We start from the raw sequence: 10876 nt of genomic DNA, 5'->3' as shown, positions 1-10876 counted from the left end.
ATCGGACGCGGCGACATCCACTAGGCAGATCTCGGAGACCCCGCGGGGAGTCGGCCGGCCAAGCGCCGCCCGGTTTTGCTGGTGCAGTCGAGTCGGTAACGTGTTCCTGCCCACAACCGCCTCGGGTCTTCCCCGCGATTTGGTGGTCAATGTCAAGGCGTTGGTCACACTGAACAAGACCGACCTCACCGATCGAGTCGCGTCGCTGCCACTTCATCTGAAGCATGAGGTAGACCGCGGCCAGCCGTTTGACGGCGTTGTCAGCCGCTGGCTAGTGTTTCGCTCAATCTTTAGCGACGTCCCGGGGCGGCGGGAGAGGTGGCAGCCGTGGCGGAAATCGTGCGGGCCGTGCGGGCCGGGGTGCTGGCCTTCGGGCTGGGCCTGGCGGCGCTCAGCGTCCCCCAACTGCTTGACACCGCCGCCGCCGAGACCCCCGAGTCGGCCCCGGCGTCCGCGGCGAGCACGACCCACGCGGCGCGACCCGCCTCAGCGGCGCGCCCGGCCGGACCTCGGGCCCGCATCACCCGACCCGACGCGCAGCCCGCCGTTCCATCGGCGCGGACAAGCGTTCGGCCGTCGCCGAACCAGGCCGGCTCCCTGCTCCGGGTTTTCATCGGCGACGGCACCGCCGACAACCCTGATGCCGGAATCCTGCTGGGCAACGGCTACACCTGGACCGGCTACGGCGGGGTGTGCACCAGCGGTGCCTGCAACGGCGGCAGGGGCGGGCTGGTCGGCAATGGCGGCGGCGGCTACAACGGCGGCAGCGGAGGTTCCTCCGGCTGGTTCGGCAACGGCGGCAACGGTGGGGACTCCCTGACCGAGGGCGGTGCCGGCGGCGACGGCGGCACCGGCGGACTGCTGGCCGGCAACGGCGGCCGGGGCGGAGCCGGCGGCACCGGGGCGCTCGGACTGCCCGGCGGCCGGGGCGGAGCCGGCGGCCGGGCGGGGCTGCTGTCGGTGGCGGGCGACGGCGGCGCCGGCGGCCCGGGCGGAACCGGCGGTCCCGGGCTCAGCATCCTTGACGGACAGCGCGACGGCGGTACCGGCGGCAGCGGGGGTGCGGGCGGCGGCGGCGGAGACGGCAGTTCCCTCCTCGGCTCCGGCGGAACAGGCGGATCAGGCGGCGCAGGCGGCGTGGGCGGCAGCGGTGCCGAGGGCTTCGCCGGCGGCGAGGGCGGCCAGGGCGGCGAGGGCGGCAGCGGAGGCGCGGGCCGCACCGCGATACTCCTGGCGACCCGGGCGGCGGGCGGCGACGGCGGTGCCGGCGGAAGCGGTGGTCCCGGAGGGGGATTCGGTGCGGGCAGCGGCGGGGCCGGAGGTGCGGGCAGCGCCGGCTCGGCCGACGGGACCGCGGGCCTGGGCGGGCCCGGCGGGCCGGGCGGCACCGCCGGAACGCCGGGCACTCAGCTGTTGCGGACCGATTACCTGCGGACCTGGCCCTCGATCACCAACGAGCGCGACAAGGACCCCCAGCCTGGCGTCGTCAACAACTTCAGTGATCGCAACAACGACGGCACACCGCTGTGGATCATCGAGCACTACACCTACGACAACTACGCGAAGAGCCTCGAGATCTTCCTGACCAACGGCGGGGTCTCCGCGCACTATCTGCAACCGATCGAACTCCCCTTCATCCAGAATCTGGTGGCCACCGACTTCCGGGCGCGGCAGGCCGGGCGCGGTGATCTGCTCTACACCAGTGCGCTGAACCCGTACGTGGCCGACGACATCCTCAAAGACGACATGAACAGCTGGTCCTACGGCATCGAGATCGTCAACGACGCCAAGACCCCCTACCCCGACGATCAGATCAAGCGCAACATCGAACTGCTCGACATCCTGGTCTCGCACACCGAGGGCCTCGACCCGCGCTTCGTGATCGGTCACTCGGACTGGGCGCCCGGCCGCAAGTTGGACCCGGGTCCCTACTTCCCGTGGCAGACGCTGGCCCGCGCGAGTTCGCTCTACCCGGAGCTGACGTCCTATGACTTCGGGGTCTACTCGTTCCTGCCGCGATCGCCCAACCCGACGGTGGTGGTGTCCGCGCTGCAGGAGAACAACCCCGAGGACATCGCCCGCGTCCAGGAGGGACTGCGGGCGCTGGGCTACGCGGTACCCGTGACCTCGGTCTTGGATCAGACGACCCTCAGCGGGATCTTCTCCTTCCAGATCCACTTCCAGAACCAGGTCGTGCTCGAGACGTACAAGCAGAACTGGGACGAGATCGCCCGAGGGATCAACAGCGCCGCGAACAAGGCGGTCATCGCGCAGTGGACCACCGACGACTTCCTCATCCTCGAGGACATCCTGGCGCAGTACCGCCGGTGACGTCCCTCGTCGCCAGCCCGGCGATCAGCTACGGCAGCACCGTGCGCATCAGCATCACGTTGTACTGCGACCACAGCGACAGGTTGTAGTACAGCTCCTTGCCGTTGGACCACGGGTGCAAGAACGGCCCGTACACCCCGCCGGGGGTGAACAGCGAGGACACCAGCATCTGCTCGGGCCCCCACGGGCCCTGCGGTGCCGGGGCGGTGCGCATCACCACGTCGTTGGACCGGTTGGTGTAGAGCGCCACGTACTGCTTGAGGTAGGAGTTGTACTGCGCCGACATCTCCCCCACCGGACCCGGGATCACCGGGGTGGCCGCGGCGGGGTTGGCTGGCACCCACGCGTTGGAGTCCGCGTTCCAGTACTCGTAGCGGCTCAGATCCGGCACCACCGAGGGCGCGACCCGGGCGACGAATGCCGAACCACTTCTGCCGCTTGGTGTTCCGAAGCTGTACAGGTAGGGATCACCCGGCCCGGGCCGCAGGAACGCGCCCATCTGGAACTTCTCGTGCCCGCCCTCGGGCTTGCGGATGGTGCCCGGATACACCCCCCACGTCTCGCCGTTGTCTGAGGAGACCGCCAGCGCCGAGTAGTTGGTGGTCCAGGCGCCGTCGCCGTCCCAGGTCTTGATCGACATGAAGTTGAGGAACTGCTTGCCGCCGTAGCCCACCCCGGCGGTGGGGATGATGGCGGTCTCCTCCGGAGCGGCGTTGATCGTGTTGATGATCTGCTTGGCGATGCCCGGGCGCCACACCGGGGCACTGGAGACCGCCACGGTGTCGGCCAGTGAGCGGTCCGCCGAGCGCATCAGCACGTTGTAGCGCCACTGATCGCCGGGAACCTCACAGAAACCCATGGTGTCGCCGAAGGCCATCAGCACCTGGTGGTTGGCCGGGTCGCCGTTGTCCCACATGATGCCCAGATCGGTGCCGGTGACCGCGAAGTTCGCGACGGTCTTGTTGGGGCTGTCGGGTCCGGTGACCCAGCCCACCACCGAGGTGCCCGGCGTCAGCGGGGAGACCGGCACCGCCGCACGGGGCACCGGCGCCAGCGCCGGGGCCACCGGCGCCGGTGCGGGGGCCGGGTTGGGTGCCGGCACCGGCACCGCGGCCTGCTGCTGCACCGGCGCGGAGTTCACCCCGAGCGCCCGGGCGAGGATCTGTCCGAGGGTGGGCGGGGGCGCCTGCTCGTTCGCGCCGACGGGTCGGTGGCCCATCGGGCGGGTGAACGGTGCGATCTTTCCCGGGCTGGGGATCTCCACGTCCTGGCCGGGCCCGGGCTGGGCCTGGGCGGCCGCCCCCGAACAGCCCAGGGCCGCGGCCGGCGGCGCGGTCAGTCCCGCGCACAGCACGGGAACGATCGCGCACGCCAGCCACGAGGACGTTCTGACCGGGATTGCCGGCATCGGTGACACGACGCACCTTCCGTTGCACCGCCGCGGCGGTGGATCTCCGGTGTGACGTTAGGGGCGGATGGGGTCCATGTGACCAGCCCGGGGGCAATGGGTACGGCTTCGTGACCGTGTCGAGATCGGCGCTACCCGCCGATCCCGGTGCGCAGCATCCCGGTGCGCTGCGCCAGGCGCAGTGGTCCAGATCGGGCCGCCGGTCAGCAGAGAGACGATGCGCCGGACCCGCTCATGACACGTCACGCCAACCGATCGCAGGGGCTAGGCACAGGCGCAGTGTTGGCGTATAAAACCACCAGGGTGTCCCCGTGGCGCACCGGCCGTGTGGCGCTGAGCGTCCTCGCAGCAGCGGTGCTGGGCGCGATGCACCAGCCCGGGCCCGCCCGCGCCGACGACACCTCCGACTACGCCGGCACCAAGTGCAAGGCCAACCAGCATTTCAACGCCACCTCCGGCGAGTGCGTCGCCGAGACGGTCACCAACGCGGTGGACAGCTTCGTCGATCATCTGGTCACCCTCAGCGACCCCGGCGCCAACTGCGGGGCCAACAAGTTCTACAGCGTCACCCACGCGGCGTGCTGGCCGGACACCATCTTCAACGACCCGAAGGCCCCCATCATGGTGGAGGGTCAGGATCCCAGCACGGTGGCGCCGCCGACGATGTCGGGGATGCCCTGCGAGGGAGATCAGGAAAAGGGCGACGGACAGGGCAATGCGGTCGAGAACGACCCGTTCGGCTGGTGCTCCTGAGCGCGTCTCAGCAGTCGGCGTAGAACAGGCGCTGCAGCACGCTCGCCAGCTGGCGCTTGTCCAGATCCCCGCGCCGGTAGCTCGACCACGCCATCGCCTTGAGCATCGGCACGGTGAAGCGGAACCCCCCGCCCGGCCCGGAACGCAGCGGCCGCACCGGTGAGCCGTCGGGGTAGGCGAACACCCGGTCCTTGAGCCGGCGCAGCACCCACTGCGCGGACTTGTCGAGGATGGCCGCGGCCTCGGCGGTGCTGAAGTACTTCGGCCCCCACCACTCGCGCTCCTCCTCGGCCGGCGGCGCGTCCTCGGGCTGGGGCTCGCCGGCCTGCTGCTCGGCGGCCACCGCCAGGAACAGTTCGATCTGGGTGGCCAGCGCGGGCGCGCCGGCGGCGGCCAGCGCCGCGAAGTCCAGTTCGTCGACCGCGCGCACCTCCGAGCGCAGCGCCGCGTCGATCTCGCTGAACCCGCCGTCCACCGGGAACGGCGCCAGCTCGGGCCCCATCAGCAGGTTCAGGCCGTGGCGCTGCAGCGCCAGGCACAGCCGGCGCAGGTGCTGCTCGCGGCAGAGGTCCTGCATCGGGAAGGGCAGCCAGATGTCGGTGCGGGTGGCGATCGCGCGGCTCAGCGCCGACACGACCGCGCGCACGTCGGTGAGGTTGTCGCGCTCGGCGGCCTCGCCGGACTCGAACGCGAAGCTCTCGGCGATCACCGCCCCCTGGTCGGCCGCCTTCTCCGCCAGCATCTCGGTGCGCCCCACGGTGTCGCGGTCCCCCAGGACCAGGACGTCGTGGCTGGTGTGGATCTCCGTCAATCAACTCCCCCTTCGCCGATGTACCCCGTCACCCCAACGGTAACGACGACCACCGACAATTCCGGGGTGCCCGTCAGCCCCACTCGTGGTTGAGCGCGCGCGACTCGGCCTCTTCGGCCGGGTTGATCCGGCGCAGCCGCGGCCGGCTGACGCCGATGAGCACCATCGCGACCAGACCCGTCGCCGCGCCGAGGAAGAAGATCGCGCTGAAGGTGCTCTCCGGGGGGTAGCCGGCGGCGGTGGTGCGGTCCAGCAGCACCGCCACCACCGCCGCGGCCAGTGACGCGCCCACGGTGCGGGCGATGGCGTTCATCGACGTGGCCACCGCGGTCTCGCCGGCTTCGACCTCGCGGACCACCAGTGCGGGCAGCGCGCCGTAGGCCAGGCTGATGTAGGCGTTGATCAGGATCGCCGCGGCGATGATCTGCCAACTCACCGAGTGCACCAGGGCGAGCATCGCGAACCCCGTCACCCCCAGGGCGGCACCGGCCACCAGCACCGGCCGCGCCCCGAAGCGGTCGATGTAGTGACCGCCCAGGGTGGCGGCGGCGAACCCGGCGAGGGCGCCGGGAAGCAGGAACGTCACGCTGGCCCACAGCACGCTCGCACCGAAGCCATAGCCGCTGGCGGTGGGCACCTGCACGAAGACGGTCAGTCCGAGGAAGCCGAAGTACAGGCCCATGCCGACGGCGACGGTGGCGATGTTGGTGAACAGGATCGGCCGGCGCGTGAGCATCCGCGTGGACACCAGCGGATGCGCGCAGCGCCGCTCCCAGCGCCACCACAGCACCAGCACCGTCAGGCCACCGAGCCCGCTGGCCAGCACCGGCGCCGACGTCCAGCCCCACACGTTGCCCTGGGAGATCGCCAGCAGCAGCCCCGACAATCCCAGCGCCAGGACCACCGCACCGCCCCAGTCGACCGAACCCGTTGCGCGGGAGCGTCTTTGGGGTAAAAAGAGCACCACGGCGATGAGCTCCACCACGCAGAACGCCGTCATGAACCAGAACGTCCGGTGATAGTCCGCGCCTTCGCGAATCAGCAGCCCGGTGATCACCAGGCCGACTCCGCCGCCGAAGCCGAGCACCCCGGACAGCACCGCCATCGCGCGCATCAGCTGTTCGGCAGGCAACTCCTCGCGCAGGATCGAGATTCCGATCGGGTAGAGCGCGAACGACGCTCCCTGCAGCACGCGCGCGACGATCAGCGCGGCCAGCGACGACGTCATGGCCGCCAGCACCGAACCGGCCAGCACCACCACCAGCACCGCCACCAGAAGGCGCTTCTTGGTGTGCAGGTCGGCCAGCCGGCCCAAGAGCGGGGTGCTGGCCGCAGCAGCCAGCAGGTTGGCCGTGACCGTCCAGCTGATGTCGAGTACCGACACGTCGAGTTGTTCGGACATCACCCCCAGGATGGGCACCACCCCGGTCTGCAGCACCGCCACCGTGAGCACGACCAGACTCAGCGTGGCGATGAGCACAGCCGGTGTGGGTTCGGCGGCCAGACGGGGCGATCGGCGATCGGCTATGACGTCGACCCCACGCTCCACCGCCTCACCCCGGCCTGCGCCGACATCCTGAGGCTACCGCCGGGGTCGGCTAGTAGTGGTAGCGCAGCTGGAAGATCTGAAGGTCGCCCCGGAAGATCCGATACACCATCCGATGTTCATCGTTGATCCGGCGCGACCACGCCCCGGCGAGTCCGTACTTGAGCGGTTCGGGCTTACCGATGCCCTCGTAGGGCGAGCGGCAGGTCTCCGTAATGAGGCGGTTGATGCGCTTGAGCAGGGATCGATCGACCGATTGCCAATGCTTGTAGACTTCCCACGCCTGCGGGGCGACGACGACATTCACTCGTCGTCAAGCTCGGCGCGGACTCCCCTGCCGTGATCCAACGCCTCGGCGGCGTCCAGGAGCCGGCGCGCGTTGGCCGGCGACCGGAACAGGTAAGCCGTCTCCTGCCAGGCCTCCCACTCTTCAGCCGCGATGAGCACCGCGCGGCCACGCTTGGAGGTGATCTCCACCGGCGCGCGGTCGTTGTTGACCTGCTCAATCAGCGGGAACAGATTTTTACGGGCTTCGCTCGCGGAAATGGCCACCGAACCTCCTTGTGGTACAAGAAATTGTACCACTCAGAAATCCACCGCACTCCGCCCGCGCCTCGCGCGGACGTCGTCCCGCTAGGTCGTCGATCCGGGGCTGCCGTCGGCGCCGGCCTGCCCGCCCCGCCCGCCGCGCCCGCCGGGCCCGCCCGCGCCGCCGGTCCTGGTAGCGCCCGCCTTGGCGTTGCCGCCGTTGCCGCCGACGCCGCCGTTGGCCAGCAGGCCTCCCGCACCGCCGCCGCCGCCGGCACCGCCGGTGGCCTTGCCGACGTTGGGCACCCCGGCGGCCAGGATGCTGCCGCCGGCCCCGCCGGCACCGCCGGTGGTGAGCAGACCGCCCCCGCCGCCCGTACCGCCGGCACCGCCGGTGGCCGACTTGGTCGGGTCGACCGTCACCGACGCGCTGCCGCCCAGTCCGCCGGAGGTGGCGGTGACCGGGTTGGCCACCGGCAGCCCGAGAATGACCGCCCCGCCGCCGGCGCCGCCGGCGCCGCCGAGTGCGTTGCCCGCCGTGGCCACCGCGGTGCCGCCGACGCCGCCGAACAGCCCCGCCCCGTAGAGGATCACCTGACCGCCGGCCCCGCCGGCACCCCCGGTGGAGGTGCCCCCGGCGACCGCCAGCGCGCTGCCGCCGTTGCCGCCGTATCCGCTGTAGCCGATCGTCGATCCGCCGCCGGCGCCGCCGGCTCCGCCGAGGGTGTCGCCGCTGCCGGCCGCGATCACGGCCTTGGTCTGGATGTCAGCGGCACTGGTGATGAATCCGCCGCCGTCACCACCGGATCCGCCGTCACCAGCCAGCAGACCCCCGCGCCCGCCGGCACCGCCCACACCGCCGGTCGCGTTGCCCGCCGAAGTGGTGAAGCGCGACTGGCCCAACGCGCCCGCACCGCCCCTACCGGCGTTGCCCAGCAGTCCGGTGCTGCCGCCGTTGCCGCCGTTGAACCCGTTGCCGCCGTTGCCGAACAGCATGCCGCCGTTACCGCCGTTGCAGGTACCAACCCCGCAGTCCCCGGGCACGGTGCCGTAGCTGTAGCCGTTGCCGATCAGCAACCCGGCGTTGGGTTGGTCGGGGGTGCCGTTGCGGATGAAGATGCCGATGATCTCGGCGACGGGGTTCGGGACGGGTGTCGGCGCTTGCTGCGCGCGGGCCACGGCGGCGTCGGGCGCCTTCGGGGTATCCGCTGCCGCCGTTGCCGACAGCGACGCGAGGGCCGCGCCGACCCCCAGCGCCACCGCCAATGCTCCGACCCTGCCCACCGTGCCGAGATCCGCCGTAGCCACTCCCCGAGTCATGAATTGATGAAGTCACGGGAGACTAACCCGGCGGGCCATTTCCGCGATCGCTTTCGGGCCGACCCCACAGCACCCGCCCACCAGTGCCACGCGTTCGATGCGCGTCCACTGCCGCACGTCGCCCACACCGTTGGGGTAGGCCAGCAGGTGCGCGCCGGTGGCATCCGAGAGCCGGGCCAGCAGCGTGCCGATGTGTTCGGGCGCAGTGCAGTTCACGCCCACCGCGAGTACCGTCGGCCCGCCCAGCGCGGCGGCGGCGGCCTCCTCGACGGGCTGACCGGCGCACGTGCGCTCGCCGTCGCGGCAACTGAACGACACCCACGCCGGCAGGTCGGGGTGATCGGCGAGGGCCTCGGCAATCGCGTCGGCCTCCTCGGCGTCGGGAACGGTCTCCACGGCTATCAGGTCCGGCCCGGCACCGGCCAGCACCGCCAGGCGCTCGGCGTGAAAGTCGACCAGCCGCTGACGCGAGACGCCGTAGCGGCCGCGGTACTCGCTGCGGTCGTGGCGGATCGCGCCGAACGGGCCGACCCCGGCGGCCACCAGCACACCCGTCCCGGCGGCCTCGCGGGCCAGATCCACACCGGCCCGCAGCGCCTCGTCGGCCTGGGCGGCCGTGCGCCCGGCGGCCACGAAGCCCTCCCGCGACACCTGGTAGCTCGCCGACACCAGCACCCGCGCCCCGGCCGCCGCGAACGCGCGGTGCACGGCCAGGATCTCCTGGGGCTCATCGGCCAGCACCCGCGCCGACCACAGCGCATCGCTCAGGTCGTGTCCGCGGCTCTCCAACTCGGTGGCCAGACCACCGTCGATGACGTGCGGGCCGCTTCGCAGCAGGGCGCGAAAGCGCTGGATGCGGCTCGGCTCGGCGCGGGGAGCCATGCGGTCAAGTATCGCCGCGGGCGCCGCCACGCCCGGCCCGGGGGGGATTTGACCCGCCCCTACCCACAACACTAAATTTTTAACCTCGGGGCAGGGGTGAGATCGCGTCGCTGGACGCGGGACGGCGGTGGTCGATGAGCAATCTGGGAATCCGTTTCGCGGCCGGTGCGATCGCGGCCGGGCTGGCGCTGGCCGGGCCCGGTATGACGGGGCTGGCCCTGGCCGACTCCCCCGACGACGGCGCCTCGGCAGCCTCGACGGACCCCCGCGCCGCGGCCACCCGGCCCGCGACCTCGCGGGCGAGCGGCCCGGCTCGGGAGTCTCGCGCCGAACGCACACCCCGTGCCGCCTCCGCCGCGGCGAGTGTGCCCCAGGCCCGTGCGCAGGAGATCCCCGCCGGGGCCGCCGAAGCGATCGCCCCGGACACCACCGACGCGGTGAGCGAGCCGGTCGAGCCCACACCGCTGCTGCTGATCGACCTTCCGGCCGAGGACCCGGCTGGCTCCGGTGACTCCGCTGATGATCCCGTCGATGTCGTCGTCGATGTGCCGGTCGTCACCGATCCCGGCGCGCCGGGTGAGCCCGAATGGGCCTACTACACCGCACTTCCCGGAGCACCCGGCGACCTCGCCGAGCTGACCGCCCCGGTCGTCCCGGCCGCCAGCGACCGGGTCGGCCGCGTGCCGACGGCCATGCTGGCCGACCCGCTGACCAAGGCGCTGCAGGGCGTCGGTCAATTCCTCGACGGCGTGATCGGCTGGCTGTCCACCCTGCCGGCCAACCCGGTCACCGACTTCGTGGCCGGGGCGCTGCTGCTGGTGCGCCGCCTCCTGCCCGACACCCCGGACTACGGCGCGACCCAGATCGTCATTCCCGAACTGGACACGCGCGACTCGAAGTTGGGCGTGCGGGTCAACCCGAACCAGGACAGCGCCGACGGGATCAAGACCAACGTCAGCGCCAAGCCGTTCGCGCTCACCCTGCCCGGACCGGCGAGCAACTACACGGTGACGGCCAACAAGCCCGAGCTGGTCACCGTCTCGTCCGCCGGAAACCAGATCAACATCACCCCCACGACCCCCGGATTCCTGGGCCTGAAGATCGCCCCCAAGGACGGCTCGGACCCTCGGTATCTGGGGCTCTACATCGGAGACCAGACCACCGGCATCGTGCCCGACGTCACCACCGTCAACGGCAAGCCTCCGCTGGGCACGGTGGCGCTGACCAACGGCACCGGCGACAAGTTCCTGGAGAGCTTCAACTACCGCACCGGGGTGGCGCCGATCGACTACCTCTA

The 10876-nt window shown here is 71.4% G+C and carries 9 protein-coding genes and 2 pseudogenes; 4 read left to right on the top strand and 7 right to left on the bottom strand.

The features are described from left to right. Positions 1–24: 24 nt before the first annotated feature. Positions 25–241 (top strand): annotated as a pseudogene (locus tag ACKOB8_RS12530) (type II toxin-antitoxin system PemK/MazF family toxin); the annotation flags it as partial. A gap of 86 nt (positions 242–327) precedes the next feature. Beyond that, positions 328–2331, top strand: coding sequence for an N-acetylmuramoyl-L-alanine amidase (locus ACKOB8_RS12525; protein WP_526377689.1), 2004 nt, complete (start codon positions 328–330; stop codon positions 2329–2331). 28 nt (positions 2332–2359) lie between these two features. On the opposite strand, the gene ACKOB8_RS12520 is transcribed toward ACKOB8_RS12525, so the two are convergent. Then, positions 2360–3739 carry a DUF4185 domain-containing protein gene (locus ACKOB8_RS12520; protein ID WP_526377693.1) on the bottom strand — a complete coding sequence of 460 codons (1380 nt, stop codon included), beginning with the start codon at positions 3737–3739 and terminating at the stop codon, positions 2360–2362. Positions 3740–4042: 303 nt separating this feature from the next. Here ACKOB8_RS12520 and ACKOB8_RS12515 point away from each other — a divergent pair, with 303 nt between their 5' ends. Then, positions 4043–4492 (top strand): hypothetical protein, encoded by a 450-nt coding sequence (locus ACKOB8_RS12515; RefSeq protein ID WP_526377687.1) that lies wholly within the window; start codon positions 4043–4045, stop codon positions 4490–4492. A 7-nt stretch (positions 4493–4499) separates the two neighbouring features. Here the strand turns inward: ACKOB8_RS12515 and ACKOB8_RS12510 are convergent, their stop codons facing one another. From ACKOB8_RS12510 to mmuM, 6 genes are all read right to left on the bottom strand, one after another. Beyond that, positions 4500–5303 (bottom strand): DUF7229 domain-containing protein, encoded by an 804-nt coding sequence (locus tag ACKOB8_RS12510; RefSeq protein ID WP_526377685.1) that lies wholly within the window; start codon positions 5301–5303, stop codon positions 4500–4502. Positions 5304–5376: 73 nt separating this feature from the next. Beyond that, a complete protein-coding gene (locus tag ACKOB8_RS12505) occupies positions 5377–6831 on the bottom strand; it encodes an MFS transporter (RefSeq protein ID WP_526377691.1) in 1455 nt (484 codons plus the stop codon). Positions 6832–6901: 70 nt separating this feature from the next. Then, positions 6902–7156 carry a Txe/YoeB family addiction module toxin gene (locus tag ACKOB8_RS12500; protein WP_526377683.1) on the bottom strand — a complete coding sequence of 85 codons (255 nt, stop codon included), beginning with the start codon at positions 7154–7156 and terminating at the stop codon, positions 6902–6904. Further along, positions 7153–7401 (bottom strand): type II toxin-antitoxin system Phd/YefM family antitoxin, encoded by a 249-nt coding sequence (locus ACKOB8_RS12495; protein WP_526377681.1) that lies wholly within the window; start codon positions 7399–7401, stop codon positions 7153–7155. The genes ACKOB8_RS12500 and ACKOB8_RS12495 overlap by 4 nt, the downstream gene beginning before the upstream one ends. Before the next feature lie 81 nt (positions 7402–7482). Further along, positions 7483–8685 (bottom strand): PGRS repeat-containing protein, encoded by a 1203-nt coding sequence (locus ACKOB8_RS12490; protein ID WP_526377679.1) that lies wholly within the window; start codon positions 8683–8685, stop codon positions 7483–7485. Between the two features lie 24 nt (positions 8686–8709). Beyond that, a complete protein-coding gene (gene mmuM, locus ACKOB8_RS12485; RefSeq protein WP_526377677.1) occupies positions 8710–9579 on the bottom strand; it encodes a homocysteine S-methyltransferase in 870 nt (289 codons plus the stop codon). 134 nt (positions 9580–9713) lie between these two features. On the opposite strand from mmuM, the pseudogene ACKOB8_RS12480 reads away from it, so the two are divergent. After that, positions 9714–10876 (top strand): annotated as a pseudogene (locus ACKOB8_RS12480) (hypothetical protein); the annotation flags it as partial.

It is taken from the genome of Mycobacterium sp. (assembly GCF_046091765.1).
GTDB lineage: Bacteria > Actinomycetota > Actinomycetes > Mycobacteriales > Mycobacteriaceae > Mycobacterium.
This window is presented reverse-complemented; position numbering and strand designations above follow the sequence as displayed.